At 67.6% G+C, this 21,856-nt stretch carries 19 protein-coding genes; 8 read left to right on the top strand and 11 right to left on the bottom strand.

What is annotated here, in order from left to right:
• The first annotated feature begins 97 nt into the window (after nucleotides 1-97).
• From AC3WXD_RS12710 to AC3WXD_RS12685, 6 genes are all read left to right on the top strand, one after another.
• Nucleotides 98-1,105, top strand: a complete 1,008-nt coding sequence (locus AC3WXD_RS12710) for a LacI family DNA-binding transcriptional regulator (RefSeq protein ID WP_059413653.1) — start codon at nucleotides 98-100, stop codon at nucleotides 1,103-1,105.
• A gap of 105 nt (nucleotides 1,106-1,210) precedes the next feature.
• Nucleotides 1,211-2,545, top strand: a complete 1,335-nt coding sequence (locus AC3WXD_RS12705) for an FAD-dependent oxidoreductase (RefSeq protein ID WP_492323842.1) — start codon at nucleotides 1,211-1,213, stop codon at nucleotides 2,543-2,545.
• A complete protein-coding gene (gene ilvD / locus AC3WXD_RS12700; RefSeq protein WP_454732874.1) occupies nucleotides 2,542-4,227 on the top strand; it encodes a dihydroxy-acid dehydratase in 1,686 nt (561 codons plus the stop codon). The genes AC3WXD_RS12705 and ilvD overlap by 4 nt, the downstream gene beginning before the upstream one ends.
• A gap of 22 nt (nucleotides 4,228-4,249) precedes the next feature.
• Nucleotides 4,250-5,227 (top strand): Bug family tripartite tricarboxylate transporter substrate binding protein, encoded by a 978-nt coding sequence (locus AC3WXD_RS12695; RefSeq protein WP_492323841.1) that lies wholly within the window; start codon nucleotides 4,250-4,252, stop codon nucleotides 5,225-5,227.
• Nucleotides 5,228-5,362: 135 nt separating this feature from the next.
• The gene (locus AC3WXD_RS12690; protein WP_020200654.1) at nucleotides 5,363-5,707 is read left to right on the top strand and encodes an ArsR/SmtB family transcription factor; all 345 of its coding nucleotides are present in this window, start codon (nucleotides 5,363-5,365) and stop codon (nucleotides 5,705-5,707) included.
• On the top strand, nucleotides 5,704-6,189 hold the full coding sequence (locus AC3WXD_RS12685; protein WP_059413649.1) for an SRPBCC family protein: 486 nt from the start codon (nucleotides 5,704-5,706) through the stop codon (nucleotides 6,187-6,189). Before AC3WXD_RS12690 ends, AC3WXD_RS12685 begins: the two co-directional genes overlap by 4 nt.
• 88 nt (nucleotides 6,190-6,277) lie before the next feature.
• Here the strand turns inward: AC3WXD_RS12685 and AC3WXD_RS12680 are convergent, their stop codons facing one another.
• The 10 genes from AC3WXD_RS12680 to fisR all read right to left on the bottom strand — a co-directional run bounded on the left by AC3WXD_RS12680 (nucleotide 6,278) and on the right by fisR (nucleotide 15,219).
• A complete protein-coding gene (locus AC3WXD_RS12680; RefSeq protein WP_059413648.1) occupies nucleotides 6,278-7,258 on the bottom strand; it encodes an ABC transporter substrate-binding protein in 981 nt (326 codons plus the stop codon).
• 124 nt (nucleotides 7,259-7,382) lie between these two features.
• The gene (locus AC3WXD_RS12675) at nucleotides 7,383-8,480 is read right to left on the bottom strand and encodes a mandelate racemase/muconate lactonizing enzyme family protein (protein WP_492323840.1); all 1,098 of its coding nucleotides are present in this window, start codon (nucleotides 8,478-8,480) and stop codon (nucleotides 7,383-7,385) included.
• Nucleotides 8,481-8,515: 35 nt separating this feature from the next.
• Nucleotides 8,516-9,211, bottom strand: a complete 696-nt coding sequence (locus tag AC3WXD_RS12670; RefSeq protein WP_492323839.1) for a GntR family transcriptional regulator — start codon at nucleotides 9,209-9,211, stop codon at nucleotides 8,516-8,518.
• Nucleotides 9,212-9,522: 311 nt separating this feature from the next.
• Nucleotides 9,523-10,344, bottom strand: a complete 822-nt coding sequence (locus AC3WXD_RS12665) for a sulfite exporter TauE/SafE family protein (protein WP_059413646.1) — start codon at nucleotides 10,342-10,344, stop codon at nucleotides 9,523-9,525.
• Nucleotides 10,345-10,401: 57 nt separating this feature from the next.
• Nucleotides 10,402-10,647 (bottom strand): cyd operon YbgE family protein, encoded by a 246-nt coding sequence (locus AC3WXD_RS12660; protein WP_020423624.1) that lies wholly within the window; start codon nucleotides 10,645-10,647, stop codon nucleotides 10,402-10,404.
• A 29-nt stretch (nucleotides 10,648-10,676) separates the two neighbouring features.
• Nucleotides 10,677-10,793, bottom strand: coding sequence for a cytochrome bd-I oxidase subunit CydX (gene cydX / locus AC3WXD_RS12655; RefSeq protein WP_020200647.1), 117 nt, complete (start codon nucleotides 10,791-10,793; stop codon nucleotides 10,677-10,679).
• An 18-nt stretch (nucleotides 10,794-10,811) separates the two neighbouring features.
• Nucleotides 10,812-11,948 (bottom strand): cytochrome d ubiquinol oxidase subunit II, encoded by a 1,137-nt coding sequence (cydB, locus tag AC3WXD_RS12650; RefSeq protein WP_492323838.1) that lies wholly within the window; start codon nucleotides 11,946-11,948, stop codon nucleotides 10,812-10,814.
• 10 nt (nucleotides 11,949-11,958) lie between these two features.
• A complete protein-coding gene (locus tag AC3WXD_RS12645; protein ID WP_492323837.1) occupies nucleotides 11,959-13,527 on the bottom strand; it encodes a cytochrome ubiquinol oxidase subunit I in 1,569 nt (522 codons plus the stop codon).
• Nucleotides 13,524-13,718, bottom strand: coding sequence for a cytochrome oxidase putative small subunit CydP (gene cydP / locus AC3WXD_RS12640; protein WP_020200644.1), 195 nt, complete (start codon nucleotides 13,716-13,718; stop codon nucleotides 13,524-13,526). Before cydP ends, AC3WXD_RS12645 begins: the two co-directional genes overlap by 4 nt.
• 190 nt (nucleotides 13,719-13,908) lie before the next feature.
• Nucleotides 13,909-15,219, bottom strand: coding sequence for a sigma 54-dependent transcription regulator FisR (gene fisR, locus AC3WXD_RS12635; protein WP_492323836.1), 1,311 nt, complete (start codon nucleotides 15,217-15,219; stop codon nucleotides 13,909-13,911).
• Nucleotides 15,220-15,457: 238 nt separating this feature from the next.
• Between fisR and AC3WXD_RS12630 the strand changes: the two genes are divergently transcribed.
• Both AC3WXD_RS12630 and AC3WXD_RS12625 read left to right on the top strand, forming a co-directional pair.
• Nucleotides 15,458-16,354, top strand: coding sequence for an MBL fold metallo-hydrolase (locus tag AC3WXD_RS12630; protein WP_059413644.1), 897 nt, complete (start codon nucleotides 15,458-15,460; stop codon nucleotides 16,352-16,354).
• A 30-nt stretch (nucleotides 16,355-16,384) separates the two neighbouring features.
• Entirely contained in the window at nucleotides 16,385-18,061 is a 1,677-nt protein-coding gene (locus tag AC3WXD_RS12625; protein ID WP_492323835.1) for a bifunctional protein tyrosine phosphatase family protein/NAD(P)/FAD-dependent oxidoreductase, read from the top strand.
• Between the two features lie 127 nt (nucleotides 18,062-18,188).
• On the opposite strand, the gene AC3WXD_RS12620 is transcribed toward AC3WXD_RS12625, so the two are convergent.
• Nucleotides 18,189-21,719 (bottom strand): autotransporter domain-containing protein, encoded by a 3,531-nt coding sequence (locus tag AC3WXD_RS12620; protein WP_492323834.1) that lies wholly within the window; start codon nucleotides 21,717-21,719, stop codon nucleotides 18,189-18,191.
• Between the last annotated feature and the right edge of the window lie 137 nt (nucleotides 21,720-21,856).

Here is a 21,856-nt window from a genome sequence, read left to right as displayed (position 1 = left end):
GTTGCCGCGGCGCCGCCAGTTTCGCATTTGGACTGGTTCCCGCGGCGTTCCATTAGAATCACAGGCGCCGACTACATCGCGACGCGAATCACGCAACATGAACAAGAGGCTTACCAGTATCGATATCGCTCGCCTGGCCGGTGTGTCCCAGACCACCGTGTCCCGCGTGCTGCAGGATCTGCCGTCGGTAAAGCCCGCGACGAAGGCGCGCGTCCTGAAGGTGATCCAGGACCACGAATATTCGCCGAGCGCGGCCGCGCGGCAGATGAAGACGCGCCGCAGCGGCACCGTCGCGGTGGTGGTCGCCAGCCTGTCGAATCCGCTGTACCCGCTGCTCCTGCAGCTCCTGGTCGAGCGGCTCGCCAGCCGGGATTTTCGCACCACCGTCTGGGAGGTTGACGGAAAGATGGACGATGCGACCGTGCGCGCGCTTGCGGAAAGCGCGACGGACGGCGTGATCTTCGCCGCCGCGCTGGACGAATCCCGGGAGATGCTGAGCCGCGTCGCCGCCGAGAAGCCGATCATCCTGATCAACCGCTCGGTGGGGACGGACCTCTTCGACACCATCGTCAGCGACAACCATGCCGGCGGCCGGCGGGTCGCCGAGTACTTCCTGTCGGCGGGCCGGAGGTGCATCGGGCTGATTTCCGCCGATTCGGGCCGGGGCTCCAAGGCGAGCACGATTCGCGAGCGGGAGAGGGGGTTCATCGAGGGGCTGGGCGGCCAGTTCAACAGCCGCGCTTTCGTGCGTGCCGATGCCACCGACTTCGGCTACGAGTATGGATTGCGGGCGATGCAGACATTGCTCGCCGAGCGCCCCGAGCTTGATGCCGTGTTCTGCACCAACGACATCGTGGCGATCGGCGTCCTCGATGCTGCCAGGCGAACCGGGAAGCAGGTCCCCGACGATCTCTGGATCGTCGGATATGACGACATCCCGATGGCGCGATGGGATTGCATCAGCCTGAGCACCGTGCAGCAGCCGCTGCCCGCGATGGTCGAGCAGGTGGTGGAGCGGCTGGAGCAGCGCATGGCGGCACCGGACCTTCCGCCGCACACGTTTGTGCTGCCGAACGACCTTGTGCTGCGCCGCACAACATCTTGAGGTTGGCAACCGTTTTTTTTTCTATAAAATGACTACGTAACCATATGGGTTCAGGGCGCGATCGAACCAGCATCATCTGGGATCGCGCATTTCTTTGGAGATAAAATGACTACGTATTCATTTGGCGTGGTATCCGAGCCAGCCCGGTCCACGCCAGTGTTCCGCACCGCCGACGTCTGCGTGGTGGGCGGCGGTGCCGCCGGCGTGGCGGCCGCCGTCTCGGCGGCACGCGCGGGCGCCAGGGTGCTGCTGCTCGAGCGCGAGGGTTTCCTGGGCGGCACGCTGACATCGGTCAGCCTGGGCAGCATCTGCGGCCTGTACGCCGTCACCGAAACGCAGGTCCGGCAGATCGTGGGCGGCTTCTGCAACGAAGTCATCGAGCGGCTGCGGGGGCTCGACGGCCTCGGGGCGCCGACCCGGTGGCTGGAGACGGCATCGCTGCCCTACGACCTGTTCGCCATGAAGATCGCCCTCGACCAGCTTGTCCAGGAGGCAAAGGTCGAGGTGCTGTTTCACGCGATGGTGGCCGGCGTGGCGATGAACGGCCGCGAGGTCGATGCCGTGCTGATCGAGACCAAGGAAGGGCGCCTGGCCATCCGCGCAAAGGCGTTCGTCGACTGCTCGGGAGACGCCGACCTGGTGAACTTCGCGGGCGCGCCGTGCGAGGTATCGGCGGGCGATCTCCAGTTTCCGACCACCATGATGCGGTTCGGCGGGGTGGACACCGACGCGCTGGCCGGCTTGAGCCGCCCCGCGCTGCGCGAGCGGCTGGAACAGGCCGTCGCCGACGGCTATGACCTGCCCCGCACCGCCGGCGGGGTGTTCGCGGAGCGTCCCGGGCTCGCGCACCTGAACATCACGAAAGTGGCGGTGGACGGCAAGTCGCCCGATCCGTTCGACCTGAGCGTCATGTCGCGCGCGGAAATCGCCGGGCGGGAACAGGTCTGCACCTACCTGAAGGCATTCCGCAAGTACGTGCCCGGATTCGAGTCCGCCTTTGTCATGGATACGGGCGCGGTCATTGGCATCCGGGAAAGCCGGCGCACCATCGGCAGCTATGTCCTCACCGACCGGGACGTGCTGGAGGGCGCGCGCTTTGACGACGCCATCGCCTGCTGCGCGTGGCCGATGGAGGATCACGCCGCCGGCAGGGCCACCAAGTGGATCTGGCTGCCGCCCGGCACGTATTTCCAGATTCCCTTGCGCTCGCTGCTGCTGGAAGGCTTCGACAACCTGATGGTGGCGGGCCGGTGCGCGTCGGCCACCCACGGCGCGCAGGCCTCGATCCGCGTGACCGCGCAATGCTTCGCGATGGGCGAGGCGGCCGGCCACACCGCCGCGGCTGCCGCGGCGCGCGGCACCAGCTTCCATCGCGTGCCGGTATCCGATATCCAGCAGGTGCTGGAAAACAATGGTGCCTTCCTTGGAGCCCCGCAATGACTTCCCCGAAATACCGTAGCAATTTCGACCCGGGCACCACCCGATGGGCGCTGCGCAAGGCCCAGTGGCAGGCGCTGGGCCTGAGCGACGCGGACCTGGACAAGCCGAAGATCGCGGTAGTCAACACGTCCTCGGAGCTCTCGAGCTGCTTCAGCCATCTCGACGGCGTGTCCGCGCAGGTCAAGGCGGCAATCCGCGCGGCGGGGGGCGTGCCCTTCGAGATCCGCACGGCCGCGCCCAGCGACTTCATCACCAGCGCGGGCAAGCAGGGGCGCTACATCCTGCCGTCGCGCGACCTGATCGTCAACGACATCGAAGTGCAGGTCGAGGGCGCGCAACTCGACGGCATGGTCTGCCTGGCGTCCTGCGACAAAACCACGCCGGGGCAGATGATGGCGGCGGCGCGGCTCGACATACCGACGCTCATGGTGATCTGCGGCTACCAGGCCAGCGGCCAGTACAAGGGCGAGCATGTCGACATCGAAGACGTCTTCGAGAAGGTGGGCATGCACGTGACGGGCCAGCTTTCCTTCGAGGACCTGGACGGGATGTGCAAGCGCGCCGTGCGCAGCCCTGGGGTGTGCGCCGGTCTCGGCACGGCGAATTCGATGCACATCGTCTGCGAGGCCCTGGGTCTGACGCTGCCGGGTGCCAGCCCGGTGCTGGCGAACTCGCCCGCGATGGTCGACCAGGCCCGGGCAGCCGGCGCGCGCATCGTCGAGATGGTCAATGAGGGGCTGACCCCGCGCAGCATCCTGACTCCGGCGGCGTTCCGCAACGCCGTGCGGGTCGCGCTGGCGCTGTCGACGTCGATCAATGTGCTGCGCCACCTGCAGGGCGTCGCGGAAGAGGCCGGAACGGAGGTCGATCTCTACGAGCTGTTCGATCGCCTCGGGCGCGAAGTCCCGCTGCTGGCAACGGTCAAGCCCAATGGCCCGCACCGCACCGAGGCGCTCGAAGCGGCGGGCGGCACGCTGGCGACGATCAAGCGGCTGGCGCCGATGATCGAGCAGACCTGCCTGACGGTCTCGGGCAAGACGTGGCAAGCGATTCTCGATGCGTACGAGGCGCCGTCGCCGTCCATTCTCCGGACGCTGGACGATCCGGTCTCGACCAAGCCGTCGCTGGTCATCCTCAAGGGCTCGCTGGCGCCGGAGGGCAGCATTCTCAAACTTGGCAATGCCGGCGAGAAGGCGGAGAGCTTCCGCGGCAAGGCCGTGGTCTTCCACTCGCAGGAAGAAGCGCTTGCTGCGCTGGCCGATGGCCGGATCACGGCCGGAACCGTGGCGTGCCTGCGCGGCATGGGGCCCATCGGCGGCCCGGGCGTCGCCCTGGCCTCGTCGTTCGTCGCCGCTGTCGAAGGCGCCGGCTTCAACGGCAAGGTCGCGGTGGTGACCGATGGGCAGTTGTCGGGCCTGAACCGGGGCGTCGCCGTGGGACAGGTCTGCCCCGAGGCCGCCGCGGGCGGTCCGCTGGCGCTGGTCAAGGACGGCGACGACATCGAGATCGACATTCCCGGCCGGCAGATCAACCTGCTGGTCGACGAGAGCGAGATGGCCGCGCGCCGCGCCGTGGCGACGCCGATTCTGGGCGCCGCCGAGCAGGGCTGGCTGAACATCTACAGCAAGACGGTCAAGCCGCTCGCAAGAGGCGCAGTACTGATACCCATCCAACCTCGATAATCAAAACCTGGAGGAGACACCCATGAAAACACGAATCCACATTTCCTGGCGCCTGGCGATCGGCGCGGCAGTTCTGGTCTCGGGCGCGGCGGCGGCGGCGGCCTATCCGGACAAGCCCGTGCGCATTGTCGTGCCATACCCCCCGGGCGGTGCATCCGATACCACCGCGCGTGTCCTGAGCGAAAAGCTGAAGGATGTCACGGGCGGCACATTCGTCGTGGAAAACCGGCCTGGCGCCAACGGCAACATCGCGGCGGAGTTCGTCGCCAAGTCGCCCGCCGACGGCTACACGCTCCTGATGGCGAACGTCGGCCCCAACGCCATCAGCCAGACGATCTATCCGCGCCTCAACTACGACGTCAACAAGAGCTTCGCGCCCATCGGCCAGACCACCACCGTGCCCATCGTGCTGGTGGCCGGACCCAAGGTTCAGGCCGCGGACATCAGCGGGCTGGTGGCGGAGGTCAGGGCGAATCCGGGCAAATACACGTTCGCTTCCGCCGGCAACGGCTCCTCCAACCACCTCGTCGGCGAGATGTTCAAGTCCGGGCTGAAGCTGGACATGATGCACGTGCCCTACAAGGGCGATGGTCCGGCGATGACGGATGTCATGGCCGGGCAGGTGTCCATGATGTTCACCACCGCCGTCGCCGCGCGCCCGTTCGTGACGGGCGGCAAGCTCAAGCTGATCGCGGTGGCAAGCAAGAAGCGCGTGCCGGCGTTCCCGAATGCGCCAACCATCGACGAATCGGTGCTGAAGGGCTTCGACGCATCCTCGTGGGGCGGTCTCGTCGCGCCCGCCGGCACCTCGCCGGAGATCGTCAGGCAGTTGAACGCGGCCCTGACCAAGGTGCTCGCCATGCCGGAGGTGAAGGGCAAGCTGGCGACACTCGGCGCGGAAGTGGTGGCGACCAGGCCGGAAGAGTTTGCCGGCTACATCAGGAGCGAAACGGACAAGTGGGGCGCCGTCGCCAGGTCGGCGAATGTCGTGGCTGAATAAGGCCTCTCCACCTTGCACCGTTGAGGCAGGCTTCGGCCTGCCTTTTTTGTCGGGGTTGGCGGCGACGGGCGGCGTTCTTCGTGTTCCCGGATTCTGGTATTGCGCATTCTTCTGAGCGACCCTATACTTAGCTTTATGGATAAGTATTTACCGCCGATCAGCGAGGTCTTCCAGGCACTGTCGGATCCGACACGTATCGCCATCGTTTGCGCGCTGGTCGGCGGTGCGCAAACCGTTTCCGCATTGGCAGCGCCTTTCGACATGGCGCTGCCGTCCTTCATGAAGCACCTGACAGTGCTTGAACGCAGCGGCCTTATCCATACGCAGAAGGCCGGCCGCACGCGCACCTGCGAGCTGAGGCCGGAGACACTTTCGATGGCCGAAAAGTGGATAGCGGAACAAAGGGCCATGTGGGAAGCCAGATCGGATCGCATGGTCCGGTTCGTTGAACGACTTCATCAAGCGGAGCAAAAGAAATGACCCAGAACGTAGCCGATAGCGCTGATTCCCGTGATCTCGTCATCACCCGCGTCCTGCGCGCCCCGCGCGCCGCGTTGTGGCGCGCCTGGTCGGAGCCCGAGTTGTTGAAAGAATGGTGGTGTCCGAGACCTTGGCAGACTGAGGTTGTCGCCTTCGACCTGCGGCCGGGCGGTGCCTTTCATACCTTCATGAAGGGTCCGGACGGGGGTAGCAGCGACAACCCGGGCAGCTTTCTCGAAGTTGTTCCGCAATCGCGCCTGGTCTTCACCTCGCTGCTTACCGCGGGCTGGCGTCCGACCAGGCCCATGCTGGGCTTCACGGCGGTGATCACGATGGAAGACGAAGGCGAGGGAAGCCGCTATACCGCCCGCGTAATGCACCAGGACGAAGAGGGCCGCGCCACGCACGAACAGTATGGCTTCTTCGACGGCTGGAACAGCGCCATCACGCAGCTCGACGAATTCGCGTACTCGCTTCGTTGAGTGCTTTCCGCTACCGAAGGCGCGGCAGCCCGTGGCGAGCCCGGGGAGATCGCGCGCCGCCCGCCAGACTATGCCCGGCCGATGCCTGTCACGTCGCCAGCGATTGTTCCGCGATCGACCTGACATCGATGCGCTTCGGAATGATGTTCCAGGCGGACGCCGCGTCGGACACCTTCTGCAGCGTGGCCACGTCATCGTCGGTAAAGCGGCGGATGTTGATGAACGACCGGTTCGTGATGAGCTTGGCCGCTTCCGGCGGCACGCGCGTCAGCTCGCCGTAGATGCGTGTGTAGGCTTCCGCGTTGTTCTTCGCCCAGGCGCCGGCTTGCTGCAGGCGGCGAAGGTACTCAGCCAGCGCGGCGCGCTTGGCCGGGTCGGCCAGCGACGTCTGCGGCGCGGTGACGAAGAACAGCCCGCTGTTGATCCGGCTGCCGTCGCGCAGGATGCGGCCGCCGCGCTGCTGCGCCACGCCGAAATACGGGTCGAAGGTGCCCCACACTTCGATCTGCCGCGACGCGAACGCGGCCGCCGCATCGGTCGGCAGCACAAAGCGGACCTGGACGTCGTCGGGTTTCAGGCCGGCCTCCGCCAGCGCGCCATACAACTGGTATTGCGCCACGCTGCCACGCGCGGACGAAATCACCACGGTCTTGCCCTTCAGGTCGGCAACCGACCGGATTTTGGAGTCGTCCTGCACCAGCAGGCCCAGCGACGATGCCTGCCCGCCCAGCGTCGTCACGATCTTGAAGGTGGGGTCGCCGACCGATGCGGCGAGGATCGGCAGGTCGCCGCCCCAGGCAACGTCCACCGCGCTCGCGCGCTGCGCCTCGAACAACGGCGCCGCGCCCTGGAAGCTGGCCCAGCGATACTTGAAGCCCGCGTCCTTGAGTACGCCGGACGCCTCCACCAGGCCACGCAGCAACCCGGCCTGATCGCCGAGCACAAGCGTAGTGTCGGCGCTGGCGGCGCGCGAAGGCAGGCTGACGCCCAGGCCCGCCGCGGCGGCCGTGGCAAGCGCCGGCGTGGCGATGAGGAATTTGCGGCGGGACAGCGAAACGTGACGACTCATGACTTACCTCTTTGGAATGGTTGAGAGACGGGGGATTCGATAAAAAATGCGCGGCTGGCCGCTCCCTCACTGGTTGTCCCACCATTGAGGTCCGATCGGTGATGCGTCGCGCGACGCCGATGCGTCAGCGCACGCGGTATTTTTCGACGATGGCCGGATCCGGATCGAGGCCAAGGCCCGGGCCTGTCGGCACCCGGATATTGCCGGCCACCGGATTGGCGCGGCCGCCGTAGAGGTCTTCGTCGAAGTCGCAGTACAGCCGCTCCACGACCGGCATGGACCGGGTTGCCGCATTGATGTGGAACGTCGCCACCTGCCCCGGCCCGAACAACGCGCAGTGCGGCACGAAATCGACACCGGTGGCTTCGCACAGCGCGCGGATTCTCAGCAGCTCCGTCACGCCGCCCGTCTTGGCCACGTCGGGCTGCGCGATGTCGATGGCGCCGGCGGCAATCATCGCGGCAATATCGAACAGGCTGCCCTGATTCTCGCCGGCGGCGATCGGAAACGGCCCCGCGGCCCGCACCTGCGCCAGGCCGCTGTAGTTCTCCGGCGGCCACACCGGCTCCTCGAACCAGATCAGGTCGACATCCGACAGCGACTTCGCCTGGCGGATGGCTTCGGAGACCGGCCACGGGCAATTGGTGTCGAGCATGAAGCGCGCACGTCCCGCGCCCAGGTTCACGGCAAAGCGGATCAGGCCAGGATCGATCTCGTGCAGCTTGATATACCGGTAGCCGCGCCCGATCGCCTGCTCGATGGCATCGCCGAGATGCGTTTCGTCGGCGTAGCGCAGCAGGCTCGCATATGCCGGCAAGGTGTCGGCGAACGCGCCACCGATCAGGTCCACCAGCGGGCGGTTCACGGACTTTCCCAGGATGTCCCACAGCGCGATATCCACGGCCGAGATGCCGTTCATGACGCCGCTCACCCGCCCGAAGTTGTGCAGGTTGAATTCGAGATCGTGCTTGATCCGGCCGATGGCCGACGCCTCCTTGCCGATGACGAGCGGCAGGATCTTCGTGCGGATGGTCTCGGCCAGCGCCCGGTCCTTGTTGCGCGAGAACGCCTCGCCCCAGCCGACGATGCCGGTGTCCGTCTCGATGCGGACCAGCAGCGTGTCGAAGCAGTTTTCCGCCTTGTCTCCCCAGCTCCACGGGGGAATGCCGATGGGCTGGAACGGGATCGAAACGAGGATGGCGTCGGCGTTGACGATTTTCATGATGAAGAGGGTGAGGGGGAAGGCAAGGGATGCGGTTACAGGGTGGACGCGGGCGCGCTGGCCAGCATGTCGGCGATCATCGCGCCGGCGACGCGGCTATGGTCGCGTGCGGCGCCTTCCGCGTCGGCGGCGTGGCCGGCCAGGAGCGCGTCCTTCATCGCGTCGTGGTCATGCACGATGTCGCGGAAGCGCCCCCGGATGCGGTTGGCGGTGGCCACGTAGATCTTGATGTGCTGCTGCACGAGCTGATACTGGTCGACCAGCCTGGGATTGCCCGACTCCAGCACGATCTGCGTATGAAAGGCGTGGTCGGACGCACTCATCCGCTGCATGACGCCTTCGGTCGCGGCGGCCTGCATCGCCTCGTATTGCATGGCGATGCGCGCCAGGCTGGCCGGATCCGCGCGCTGCGCCACCGTGGCGGCCGCGACCCCCTCCAGCGCGCCGCGCAGCATGTAGAGGTCGAGCGCATCCTGCGCGGTAGGCGTAAAGATCCGCCAGCCTTTGTACTGCTGCTGGACCACCAGCCCCTCCAGTTCGAGCAGCCTCAGCGCGGTGCGCGCCGTGCTCCGCGAGATGCCCAGCATGGTGCCGAGCGCCGTCTCATTGACCGCCCGGCCGGGATGCAGCGCGCCGTCGATGATGGCTTGCCGGATGGCGGTGGCGCCCTGGACGTCGAGAGAGACGCGGCCGGGCAAGGGCGGTACGAGGAGAGTGGAATCGGAAGGCATCGGACAAGCGAAAGCGTCGTTTTCCTAGAGTGTTAACACTTAACACTTCGGCGTCCAAGACTCATTTCGTCGTTCGATAGCCACCGGATGCATATGGAGGCGGAGCGTTCCTGCATCCCGGCGGGGCCGGATCCCGCCGCGCCGGATGCCTGGCGGGCCAACCGCTACGTGCAGGGAGAAGCTGGCGACAGCGCGAAACCGGCCTGAATGCTCTACGCTCGCCGCGCTCGGTGTTCTGCTTTCCACATCCCAGCCGTAAGACACCGCCGCGCATCCGCGCGGATTTTCCCACGGGCGCCTGTTTGCCTGTCTCAGGCTGACATGACCACCTTCGCCACCATGCCGATGGCAATCAGCCCTGCCACCACGGCAAAGCCTTGCTGAAGCCTGGCGCCGCTCAGCCGGCTCGCGACCAGCCGGCCGCCCAGCATGGCCAGCACGGCGCCCGCGGCGAACGGCATGCCCACCTGCCAGTTCATGTGCCCGGCAATGGCGGTCGAAACCACGCCTGATGCGGATACCAAGGTGATGACTGCGAGCGATGTCGCCATGATGGTGTGCAGCGGCGCGTTGGTGGCCTTCTTCAACGCGGGAACGATGACAAATCCGCCGCCCACGCCCAGCAAGCCGGAGAGAAACCCCGCGCTCACCCCCGAGAGCGCCAGCGCGCGGCTGCACGAGGCGGTCCAGACAAAGCGCCCCGAGCGGTTGTCCAGTTGGCAGGGCTGGACGGACTGGCCTGCGTCCGCCACGCGCGCCGTCCCGCTGCCGGCGGCCTGCCTGAACATGCGCAATGCCACGAACGCCAGCACCGCGGCGAAGAGCAGCGTCAACGGTCCGTTCGGCAGGCGATGCGCGAACCATAGGCCGATGGGCGAGAACAGCGTGCCGGACACGGCCATCAGCAAGGCGGCGCGGTAGCGCACAATGCCGGCGCGCAGTCCGAGCAAGGCCCCGACGGCTGCGGACAGGCCCACCGCGAGCAAGGCAACCGGCGCGGCCTGGGCCACGCTCAGATGCAGGACGAAAAGCAGCAGAGGGACGGCGAGAATGGCGCCGCCCGCGCCGGTAAGCGCCAGGATGAGGCCGACGACGGCACCTAGTGCCGCACTGTTGGCAACGACGTTTTCCATCTGTTCAAGGTCGGGATCGAGGGGGACGGGATCGGGGACACGATCGGGGCCGGGAGACTACACGAAGCGCGCGGCAAGGCAGCCGGCCAGCGCCGCCGCGCTCGCCCAGGCGGAGAGCAGCCAGCGTCCCGCCGGGTGCGCCGGGACAAAGCCGACACCGCGCACCAGTGCCGCGCTCATGGCCCAGCACAGCAGGGCCGCGGCAAGATGCGTGCGGCCGGGACTCGCCGAAATCAGCGCGCGGGGATCGACGCTGACGACCAGCATGACGGCGACGCCCGCCAGCAATGCCGGCCAGTGCATGCCGGGCCGCTGCGCTTTCGCCCGCGGGCTCATACGTCCTCTTCCCGGCTGGCGCGGCGCGCCTCCTCGTTCTCGCCCCACATGGCGTTCATGATGGCGAGCAGGACAGCAAAGCCCACGCCGAGAACCCAGCTGAAGTACCACATTCGCAAACTCCGTTGATGTCAGTAGGCGCTATGCTCGTTGGCTTTGACGTATTCCACGGTCACCTTGCCGCGCATGACGCGATAAGCCCAGGACGTGTATCCGATCACCAGCGGCATGAACAGGACGGTCGCGCCCAGCATGATCGTCAGCGTCAGCTGGCTGGACACGCTGTCCCAGACCGTCAGGCTGTGGGCCGGCACGCTGCTGGATGGCATGACGAACGGGAACATGCTCGCCCCCGCCGTGCCGATCACGCCGGTCATGCTCAGGCCGGTGGCCACGAACGCGGCCAGCGTGCGCCGCGCGCGCTGGAGCCAGGCGCCGGCCAGCGCGCCCGCCACGCCCAGCACGGGCAGCAGCCACAGCGCGGGCACGCGCGCATAGTTGGCCAGCCAGCCGCCGGCCTCGCGCACGACGGCCTTGGCGGTCGGATCCGCGACGGCGGCCGTATCGAGCGCCGAGACGATCCGGTATCCGTCGAGCTTGCCGACCCACAGCCCCGCGGCGACAAAGGCCACGCACATGACCAGGGCCGCCCAGCCGTTGGCGCGCACCGCGCGCGCCTGCAGCCGTCCCTGCGTGCGGTGGGCAAGGTACGCGGCGCCGTGCATGGTGATCATGGCGCTGCTGACCACGCCGGCGAGCAGGGCGAAGGGGTTGAGCAGGCCCCAGAAGCTGCCGGTGTAGGTGGAGACCATGTACGCGTCGAAATGGAACGGCACGCCCAGCAGCAGGTTGCCGAACGCCACGCCGAAGATCAGCGGTGGCACGGCGCCGCCGATGAACAGGCCCCAGTCCCATGTGCGGCGCCAGCGCGGATCATGGATCTTGCTGCGATAGTCGAAGCCGACCGGGCGGAAGAACAATGCCCACAGCACGGCAAGCATGGCCCAGTAGAAACCGCTGAACGCCGTGGCATAGACCAGCGGCCAGGCCGCGAAGATGGCGCCGCCCCCGGTGATGAACCAGACCTGGTTGCCGTCCCAGTGCGGGCCGACCGTGTTGATGACGACGCGCCGTTCTTCGTCGCCGTGGCCGACGAAGGGCAGCAGCGTGCCGACGCCCATGTCGTGCCCGTCCATGATGGCGAAGCCGACGAGCAGCACGCCGACGAGCAGCCACCAGACCAGCTTCAGGGTGGTGTAGTCGAACATCCGGTTCTCCTTATGCGTGCGCGTGGACGTGGACGGGCTCGCGCTCGTAGCGCCCGGTGCCGAGACTGCCCGGCCCCTGCCGCGCAAACTTGACCATCAGATAGACCTCGACGACCAGCAGCACGGTGTAGAAGCCGACGAAGCCCGCCAGCGAGCCATACAGGCTGGCCGCGCTCAGGGTGGAGACGCTCAGGTGCGTGGGCAGCACGCCATAGATGGTCCACGGCTGGCGGCCGTACTCGGCGACGAACCAGCCCAGCTCGCAAGCCAGCCACGGCGCCGGCAGCATCCAGATCGCCCAGCGCAGCAGCCACGGGCGCGAGCGGAACCGGCCCTTCAGGGTCGTCCAGAACGACAGGGCGAACAGCGCCAGCATGGCAAAGCCCAGGCCCACCATGACGCGGAACGCCCAGAACATCGGCGTGACGCGGGGAATGGTGTCGCGCACGGCGCGCTCGATCATGGCCGGCGTGGCCTGGCGCACGTCCGTCGCATAGCGCTTGAGCAGCAGGCCGAAGCCAAGGTCGGCCTGATGCCGCTTCAAGGTCGCCAGCGCACGCGCATCGTCGCGATGGCTGCGCAGCGTCTCCAGCGCGCTCACCGCTTCGATGCCGTTGCGGATCCGCTCGCGGTTGCGCGCCTGGATCTCGTGAATGCCCGGGATCTCCCTGGTGGCCGACCGGGTGCCGATCAGGCCCATGACCCAGGGAATCCGCACCGCCCAGTCATTGCGCTGCGCGGCCTCGTTGATGCCGGCCACCACGTTGAACGACGCGGGCGCGGGCTCCGTCTCCCACATGGCCTCGATCGCGGCCATCTTGGTCTGCTGCGCCTCGCCGACCGTGTAGCCGCTTTCATCGCCCAGCACGATGACCGAGCAGACGCTGGCCAGCCCGAACGCCGCCGCCACGCGGAAGCTGCGCTTGGCGAACTCCACGTCGCGCCCGCGCAGAAGGTACCAGGCCGACACCGACAGCACGAACATCGCCCCGGTCACATAGCCGGCCGACACCGTGTGCACGAACTTGGCCTGCGCGTCGGGATTGAAGACGATGGCCCAGAAGTCGGTCATCTCCATGCGCATCGTCTGCCAGTTGAATTCGGCGCCGACGGGGTTCTGCATCCACCCGTTGGCGATCAGGATCCACAACGCCGACAGGTTGGTGCCGAGCGCCATCAGGCTGGTCACGACGAGGTGCTCGACGCGCGAGAGGCGGTCCCAGCCGAAGAAGAACAGGCCGATGAACGTGGATTCGAGGAAGAACGCCATCAGCCCCTCGATCGCCAGCGGCGCGCCGAAGATGTCGCCTACGTAGTGCGAGTAGTAGGCCCAGTTCGTGCCGAACTGGAATTCGAGCGTGATGCCCGTGGTCACGCCCAGCGCGAAGTTGATGCCGAACAGCTTGCCCCAGAAGCGGGTCATGTCCTTCCAGACCACCTTGCCGGTCATGACATAGACGGTCTCCATGATGACGAGGAGCCATACCATGCCCAGCGTGAGCGGGACGAACAGAAAATGATAGAGAGCGGTGGCGGCGAACTGCAGCCGGGAAAGGTCCACCAGTTGTTCCGAAATCACGGACGGGCTCCTTGCAGGCGTGTGTGGCTGGACACGATGGGCGCGGAGCGCAGGTGCGCGGAAGCGGCGGCGGCGTCGACCGGCACGCGCTGCCCGGCGACGAAGGCCAGCCAGAGGCTCGCCAGCAGCAGCATCTTGATCGCCAGGATCCAGCACAGGTGACGTAACAGGTTTTGATCGGGATCGTTCATGACGGCATATGAACAAGTTCCGTGCCATCCCGGCGCGTGGGCCGAAAGGGCAGACAAAACAATCACTTGCGCGGAAATGGCGTGGCAACGCCGGCACGGCGGGGCTGTCAGCCGGGTGTCAGTGCTGCCAGCGGTGGCAGTGAATGGCAGTGCGCTGGCAGGGAAATGCCAGCTGCCTAGGAAGCGCGGCTCAGCCGATGCCCAGTTCCTTGAGCCGGCGATACAGGCTGCGCTCGCTCATGCCCAGCGCGTGGGCAAGCGCGCGCCGTGTGCCCTTGAAACTGCGCACCCGTTCGCGCAATGCCTCGTCGTCGTTTTCCCGGGCGCCCGGCATGTGGCGCCTGGCCACCGGCGCCAGAACCGGCTCGCCCAGCCCCGGTGGCAGGTCCTTCACGCGGATGACGCCGTCATCGGCGTAAAGGCGCGCGCGGTCCAGCACGTTGCGCAGTTCGCGGATGTTGCCAGGCCAGTGGTACGCACGCATCCACGCCAGCGCCTCCGCACTCAGGTGAAGCTGGTCCCGCAGCCCGCCGCCGCGCTGCAGGATCGATTCAGCCAGCAGCGCGATGTCGCCAAGCCGCTCGCGCAGCGCCGGCAGGTGGATCGGGAAGGCGGCGATCCGGAAGAAAAGGTCCTGCCGGAACAGGCCCTGGCTGACCATCTGCTCGAGCGGCTTGTGCGTGGCCGCGACCAGCCGGAAGTCCGCCCGCCGCGTTTCCACGCTCCCCACGCGCCGGTAGGTGCCTGATTCGATCAGCCGCAGCAGCTTGACCTGCATCGACAGCGGCACGTCGCCCATTTCGTCGAGGAACAGCGTGCCGCCCTCGGCCGTCTCGACCAGGCCCGGCTTGCGCGTGAGCGCCCCCGTAAATGCCCCCTTTTCGTAGCCGAACAACTCGCTCTCGAACAGGGACTCGGTCAGGCCCGAGCAGTCCACCACGACGAACGGCCCGCCGGCGCGGGCGCTGGCCTCGTGCACCGCGTGCGCGAACATCTCCTTGCCGGTGCCAGATTCGCCCAGCAGCAGCACCGGCAGCGAAGACGGCGCCACGCGCTGCACGGCCTCCAGCGCCGCGTTGAACGCCTCCGAGCGGCCCACCAGCCCTTCCGCGCTCGGCCGGGCCGATGCGCTGCGCACGGTGCTCAGCCGCTCGACGTAGGCAACGATCTGCTGGTCCTCGTCGAGGATCGGGCGCAGCTCGACGTTCACGTGCTCCGGCCCGCGCGGCGTGTGGTGGATGTGCAGGACGCGGTCCGGGCCGCGCGTCTCGAAGGCCTTGCGCATCGGGCAGTGCTCGCCGGCCTGGTCGCACGGCACGTCGTAGCCATGCGAAATCCGATAGCAGGGCTGGCCCAGGTAGGGGCGCTGGACGGCGCCGAACTGCCTCCGGTAGGCGGTGTTGGCGGCCAGGATGCGGTAGTCGGTGTCGAGGACGATCATCGGCTGGCTTTCCTGCTCCAGATAGGAGAGGAGAGCCTGGAGACTGGCTTGGGGATCCATTGGGGGGGAGCCTGGGGCTGGCGGCGGGCCGGCATCATGCCGGCATCGGGAAGGTGCCATTCTGCCAAATCCTGCCATCACTGCCAAGTGGCAGCGCCGCCTGGCGCCCGGCAGCGCGCAATCCGGCATGGCGCACATGGAAATCACAAGAAAATCAGCACCTTGCGGCACACCTCGCCGTTGGCACGAGTCTTGAGACAGGGGAGCCGATCCCGTCTCAACCCCAAATCGACAACGCATGACGCCGACCGAGCCCCGTACCTCGCAAATGGAGATCGAAGCCTTCTTCGATCCCGACACCTCGACCCTCAGCTACCTCGTGCTGGACCGCACCAGCCTGCAATGCGCGCTGATCGACAGCGTGCTGGACTATGACCCGAAGTCGGGGCGCACCCGCACCGCCAGCGCAGACCGCATCGTCGGGCGCGTGCGGGAACTGGGCGCGACCGTGCGCTGGATCCTGGAGACCCACGTACACGCCGACCACCTCTCGGCCGCCCCGTACCTCAAAGAGCGGCTGGGCGGGCAGACCGCCATCGGCAGCCACATCACCACCGTGCAGCAGGTGTTCGGCGAGCTGTTCAACAGCGGCGCCGACTTCGCGCGCGACGGCCACCAGTTCGACCTGCTGCTGCACGACGGCGACGCCTTCCGCATCGGCGAACTGCAGGCACTCGCCATGCACACGCCGGGGCATACGCCGGCCTGCATGACCTATGTGATCGGCGATGGCGCGGACACCGCCGCCTTCGTCGGCGACACGCTGTTCATGCCCGACTACGGCACCGCTCGCTGCGACTTCCCCGGCGGCGACGCGCGCACGCTGTACCGCTCCATCAACAAGGTGCTGAGCCTGCCGCCGGACACCCGCCTGTACATGTGCCACGACTACCAGCCGGGCGGACGGGAAATGCAATATGCGACCACGATCGCGGACGAGCGCGCGCACAACATCCACGTGCGCGACGGCATCAGCGAAGAAGAGTTCGTCGCCATGCGCCAGGCGCGCGACGCCACCCTCTCGATGCCCGTGCTGATCCTGCCCTCGGTCCAGGTCAACATGCGCGCCGGCGAATTGCCGCCGCCGGAGGACAACGGCGTGCGCTACCTGAAGATACCCCTCAACTTGCTCTGAGCCACCCGCCCCAGAAGGAACAGACAGACCATGCAACCCCGCGCCCTCACCAGTGAACTGTCGGTCAGCCCGCAGATTCTTCCCGACGACGTGCATACCCTCGCCGCCAGCGGCTTTCGTTCGCTGATCTGCAACCGCCCCGACGGCGAAGGCCCCGACCAGCCCGGCTTCCAGGAAATCGAGCGCAATGCCTCCCTGCTCGGCCTCCAGGCGCACTACCTGCCGGTGGAGTCGGGCAAGGTCGGCGACGAACAGGCGCAGGCGTTCGGCAAGCTCATGGACAGCCTGCCGAAGCCGGTGCTGGCCTACTGCCGCACCGGCATGCGCTCGGCCACGCTGTGGGCCTTGTCGCAAGCCACGCACCGGCCCCTGCCGGACATCATCGAGCGCGCCGCGGCCGCCGGCTACCAGCTCAAGGGCGTGGTCAGGCGCATTGCCAATGGCGGCCGCACGCCAACGGACATTGCCGACGCCAGCCATGCCGTCGTCGTCATCGGCGGCGGCGCCGCGGGAATCGCGGTGGCATCGAGCCTGCTGGCACGCAGGCCCGGGCTCGACGTCGCCATCATCGACCCCGCGGATATCCACTACTACCAGCCCGGCTGGACGCTGGTGGGTGGCGGGGTCTTCGAGCCGGCCCATACGGCTCGCACCATGGCTTCGGTGCTGCCGCGCGGCGTGGCCTGGATCAAGGCGGCCGTGGCGGCCTTCGAGCCCGAGCACAATACCGTCATCCTCGACGGTTGCCGCGTGGTGAAGTACGACCAGCTCGTGGTGTGCCCCGGACTCAAGCTGGACTGGGAGGCGATCGAAGGCCTGCCCGAAACGCTGGGCCGCAACGGCGTGACCTCCAACTACCGCTATGACCTCGCTCCCTACACCTGGCATCTCGTGCGCGAGCTGACCCGCAAGGGCGGCGGCAAGGCGCTGTTCACGCAGCCGCCCATGCCGATCAAGTGCGCGGGCGCGCCGCAGAAGGCCATGTACCTGTCCGCGGACGCGTGGCGCCGCGCCGGCATGCTTGACCGCGTGGACATGGATTTCTGCAACGCCGGCAACGTGCTGTTCGGCGTAGCCGACTACGTGCCGGCGCTGATGCAGTACGTGGAGCGCTACGGCATCGCCCTGAACTTCGGCGAGACGCTGGTGAAGGTAGACGGCGCCGCGCGGCGGGCGACGTTCCGGCGCGCCGTGGCCAACGGCGCGCCGGAGATGGTGGAGCGCGAATTCGACATGCTGCACGCCGTGCCGCCACAAAAGGCGCCGGATTTCATCCGGGTCAGCCCGCTGGCGGATGCCGCCGGCTGGGTCGACGTCGATCCGGCAACGCTGCGCCACAAGCGGTTCGACAATATTTTCGGGCTGGGCGATGCTGGCAACATGTCGAATGCCAAGACGGCCGCCGCCGCGCGCAAACAAGCCCCGGTGGTCGCGCACAACGTGCTGGCCACGCGCGGCGAGGCCAGGGGCGAAGCGCGCTACGACGGCTACGGCTCCTGCCCGTTGACGGTGGAACGCGGCAAGATCGTCCTGGCCGAGTTCACCTACGGCGGCAAGGTCGCGCCGAGCTTTCCGCGCTGGTTCATCGATGGCACGCGGCCCTCGCGGCTGGCGTGGTGGCTCAAGGAACGCATCCTGCCGCCGCTCTACTGGCAGGGCATGCTCAAGGGACGCGAATGGCTTGCAACGCCTGAACTGCAAGGGTGACGCCAGGGATTTCCAGCGTTCACACGCCCGCCCTGGCGCCCGGGCAGCAGCCCGTCTTGTCGAGAGGCGTCGGCATCGCAACCTGCTGCGGAACGAACGGCTGGTGGCGATTGCCGGGCGCCACGGTTCAGAACCGGTGGTCGACGCGCACGTGCACCGACTGCGCCGACACGTGGCCGGTATTGAGCACCGCATCCACCCCCAGCGCCACGGTAGTCGCCTTCGACGCCAGCAGGCTGACGCTGGCGCCAGTGGTCAGGAACGAGCGCGGCAGGTCCGTCCCCGGGGCGGCGAACACGGTGCCATCCTGGCTTTGCACCAGCGCAACGCGGCTCCCGCCCAACGCTTCGTGCGCATAGCCCAGGCGCAGCTGCACGTTGACGGGGCGCGCGGCATCGCCAAAGGCTTTGTCGAGCGCCACGCCGACGTAGGGCTGCAGGCTGCGCGCGTTGTCCGCATCCACTTGCAGGTTCTGGCCGCCGGCACCGCTCTCGCCGAAGCCATTGGCGCGGATGTAGGCATAGCGCAGGCCCGCTTGCGGCGTCAGCACGAATCCGCCGGCCTGCATGGGCAGGCTCGCCTGCATCGCCGCCGTGAATTCGTGGCCGATATGGTCGCCCTCGGCCGTGCCCAGCCCGGCAAACGGCCGCTTCTGCGACAGAAAATCCAGCCCATAACCCAACGTGGCCGACAGGTTGACCACGCCCACGGGCTGGTTGCCATAAAGCGCCAGCCGCAGCGTATCGATGTCGCCGGACGAGCCGGTGCCATCCTCGCCGATGGACGTATGCGTGTAGCCGCCGGCAGCGCCGACCGTGGCACTGCCGAGCTGCCCGTCGGCGCCGGCCAGGAAACCGTAGGCGTGTGTCTGGAACCCCGGCGCGCTGCCGGTGCCGCCCACCTTGTTGCGGGTGCCGTTGGCCTTGATCCACACGTCCCTGGACGTCTCCAGGCCGTGCTGCACATTGGCCAGCCGCTCGAGCAGCGTCGCGCTGGCGCCCTGCGCCTGCGAGAGCGCCGTCGTGCCAAGCGCCGTGTAGATCGATGTGTTGGCAGGCGCCACCACCAACGGGTCTGTCGGCGAGGCCGCCGCCAAGGTCAGGGCAACGTCGCCAAGACCATAGGTGACGGACGGCTGCAGCGTGCCGAGGCTGGCTCCGGCGGTTGCCGTGGTGACGTTGGCAAAGCGGCCCGTCACGCCATTTGCCGCGCTCAATACCGTGTACTGTCGCGCCGAGTAGGTACCCGGCGTGAACACCACAGCCAACGTGCCACCCAGCGCGGCGGAACCGCTCACGCGCAGTTGCGACGCGTCCGTCGGACTGACTTCGATCGACAGGGTGCCACTCGCCGCCTGGGCATAGTTGCCACCGACCGACAGCGTGCCGATGGAGCCGCCCGGCGCCACGAAGCCGCTGTTGTCGACATTGCCCAACACTGTGCCGTGGCCGCGCAGCGTGCCAGGCGCGTTGACCAGCACGTTGCCGCCGAGCGTCGCATTGGCGTTGGCCGCGTCACCCACGGCCAGCGCGCCGCCCGCCACGGTCGTGGTGCCGGCGAAGGCGCTGTTGGTGCCGTTGAGCGTGAGCGTGCCGCTGCCTTGCTTGATCAGGCCACCGGTACCGGCCAGGCTGCCGCTGAACGCTTGCGAGGTGTTGTCGGTCAGCGTGAGCGTATTGGCGCCCAGCGCCACCTGGCTTCCCCCCACGCCCGAGAGATGTCCCACGGACTGGCTGCCGCCGGCGGACAGGTCCAGCCTCGCGCCGGTACCCGCCAGCGCCACGCCGGTATCCACGGCCAGGCGGCCCGCGCCGGCCAGGGCCAGCGTGCCGGCATTGATGGTGGTGGCGCCGGTGTAGGTGTTCACGCCGGACAGCGTCTGCGTGCCGCCATCGAGCGTGAGGCCGCCAGTGCCGCCAATCGCGCCGCTGAATGTGCCCGCGGCATTGTTGACCGTCAGCGTCTGGCTGCCCAATGCCACGGTGCCGCTGCCCGACAGTGCGCGCACCGCCGCGCCGCCCGTCGTGCCGGAGATGTCGAAGCTGCCGTTGTTGATCAGTCCGCCGGAGCTTGCAATGCTGCCCGCGCCCGTCAATGCCAGGGTGCCGGCGTTGATCGTGGTGGTGCCGGCATAGGTATTCAGGCCGGACAAGGTCTGCGTGCCACCGCCAAGCGTCAGGCCACCCATGCCGCCGATCACGCCGCTGAATGTGCCGCCGCCCGTGCCGCCGCCCGTGCTCACCGTCAGCGTCTGGCCGCCCAGCGCGACGGCACCGGTGCCGGACAACGCAGCGATGGTCGCACCGCCGGACTTGCCGGAAATATCGAAAGTGCCGTTGTTGACGAGGCCACTGGAACTGGCAATGCTGCCCGTGCCGGTCAGCGCCAGCGTGCCGCCGCTGATGGTGGTGACGCCCGCATAGGTATTCAGGTTTGTCAGCGTCAGCGTGCCGGCGCCCGCCTTCGTCAAGCCGCCCGCGCCGGCGAGGGCGCTTGCCACGGTCACATCGTTGCCATTGGTGTCGAACGTGCCGCCAGCCGTGCCCAGCGCATTCAGCCGGCCGGAAATATCCGTCGTGTTCCCCGAGGCCCATTGCAGGCCCCCGCCATTCAGCGTGATGTTGCCCGATCCCAGGTTGCCGCCATTGCTGAAGCTGATCAGGCCGGCGTTGACGGTCGTGCCACCCGAGTAGGTATTCGCGCCGGTCAGGAAGGTCGTGCCGCTGCCGTTCTGCGTCACCGTGCCGGTGCCGGAGATCGCCGTGGAAAACGTATATGCCGCGTCGGACTGGTTGAAGTGGATCGCGCCGGCATTGTTGATGCTGCCGGCCAGCCCGTTGATCGTACCGGCGCTCGCCCCATTGGCCGTGGCGTTGCCGATGTTCAGCGTACCGTTGCCGGTGATGGTGAAGGTGGCGCCCGCCAGGTTCAGCGTGCTGCCATCGCCGAGGTTGAACACGCCCGCGCCACCGGCGCCGCCGTTGCCGGAGCAGCCGCAGTTGCCGCCCGCGCCGCCCAGGCCGCCAATGTATAACTGAGTGCCGACCGTGATGGCCGTGCCGCCCGTGGCCGTCAGCGTTCCACTGCCGCCCGTGCCGCCATTGCCGCCGCGAGTCTCACCGGCGCCCCCCGAGCCGCCACCGCCACCGGCGCCTCCGATGAGCAGCGCGTTGGCAACGTTCAGTGTCGCCCCGTTGAGGTCCAGCACCCCGTCGCCGCCGTTGCCGCCATTGATGCCGCCCAGGTTGGCGCCGTCCCCGCCGCCGGCGCCACCTCCGATGCCGACGTAATCGTAAGTCGGCAGGAGGCTACCGCCATTGGCGGTGCCGGGAATCGTCTGCGTTGGAGCGGGAACGCCGCCGGCACCGCCGGGGCCCGGAAGGAAAAAGTCCGCCCCGCCGCCACCGCCGCTGATGCCGCCATTGCCGCCGTCGCCGCCACCCACGCCCCCGGTACCCACGAGAAGCACATCGACCGCGCGCGCCATCGGCGCGGCCAGGCTCAGCGAGAGCGCCACTACCGCACTCGCTCCGGCACGCCGCCGGAGATGGCGCCTCCCTCCCTTGCCGGATCCCTTTGCGCGCGGCGCAGCCAGTTCCGATACAGCCTGCCAGACACCCAACGCCCCGTTCCACACCAGCCGGTAAATGCAATTCATCCCGATAACCCCTCGTCTTTTTTTGGACTACGTGGTCATAGCCGCGTTTGTTCCGCGTGACACAGGCGCGGCAAGCACATCAAGGCGCGCTAATGTAAGATTTGCCGCAGAAAAATGCCATTACCCGAACGAGTAGT

It is taken from the genome of Cupriavidus sp. FW216-B1 (genome assembly GCF_058789195.1).
The sequence above is the reverse complement of the archived record's forward strand: the minus strand, read 5'-3'. Positions and strand labels throughout refer to the sequence as shown.

Coding starts and splice junctions, on each gene's coding strand:
- AC3WXD_RS12710 (WP_059413653.1), top strand. CDS start 98: ATGAACAAGAGGCTTACCAGTATCGATATCGCTCGCCTGGCCGGTGTG.
- AC3WXD_RS12705 (WP_492323842.1), top strand. CDS start 1,211: ATGACTACGTATTCATTTGGCGTGGTATCCGAGCCAGCCCGGTCCACG.
- ilvD (WP_454732874.1), top strand. CDS start 2,542: ATGACTTCCCCGAAATACCGTAGCAATTTCGACCCGGGCACCACCCGA.
- AC3WXD_RS12695 (WP_492323841.1), top strand. CDS start 4,250: ATGAAAACACGAATCCACATTTCCTGGCGCCTGGCGATCGGCGCGGCA.
- AC3WXD_RS12690 (WP_020200654.1), top strand. CDS start 5,363: ATGGATAAGTATTTACCGCCGATCAGCGAGGTCTTCCAGGCACTGTCG.
- AC3WXD_RS12685 (WP_059413649.1), top strand. CDS start 5,704: ATGACCCAGAACGTAGCCGATAGCGCTGATTCCCGTGATCTCGTCATC.
- AC3WXD_RS12680 (WP_059413648.1), bottom strand. CDS start 7,258: ATGAGTCGTCACGTTTCGCTGTCCCGCCGCAAATTCCTCATCGCCACG.
- AC3WXD_RS12675 (WP_492323840.1), bottom strand. CDS start 8,480: ATGAAAATCGTCAACGCCGACGCCATCCTCGTTTCGATCCCGTTCCAG.
- AC3WXD_RS12670 (WP_492323839.1), bottom strand. CDS start 9,211: ATGCCTTCCGATTCCACTCTCCTCGTACCGCCCTTGCCCGGCCGCGTC.
- AC3WXD_RS12665 (WP_059413646.1), bottom strand. CDS start 10,344: ATGGAAAACGTCGTTGCCAACAGTGCGGCACTAGGTGCCGTCGTCGGC.
- AC3WXD_RS12660 (WP_020423624.1), bottom strand. CDS start 10,647: ATGCACTGGCCGGCATTGCTGGCGGGCGTCGCCGTCATGCTGGTCGTC.
- cydX (WP_020200647.1), bottom strand. CDS start 10,793: ATGTGGTACTTCAGCTGGGTTCTCGGCGTGGGCTTTGCTGTCCTGCTC.
- cydB (WP_492323838.1), bottom strand. CDS start 11,948: ATGTTCGACTACACCACCCTGAAGCTGGTCTGGTGGCTGCTCGTCGGC.
- cydP (WP_020200644.1), bottom strand. CDS start 13,718: ATGAACGATCCCGATCAAAACCTGTTACGTCACCTGTGCTGGATCCTG.
- fisR (WP_492323836.1), bottom strand. CDS start 15,219: ATGGATCCCCAAGCCAGTCTCCAGGCTCTCCTCTCCTATCTGGAGCAG.
- AC3WXD_RS12630 (WP_059413644.1), top strand. CDS start 15,458: ATGACGCCGACCGAGCCCCGTACCTCGCAAATGGAGATCGAAGCCTTC.
- AC3WXD_RS12625 (WP_492323835.1), top strand. CDS start 16,385: ATGCAACCCCGCGCCCTCACCAGTGAACTGTCGGTCAGCCCGCAGATT.
- AC3WXD_RS12620 (WP_492323834.1), bottom strand. CDS start 21,719: ATGAATTGCATTTACCGGCTGGTGTGGAACGGGGCGTTGGGTGTCTGG.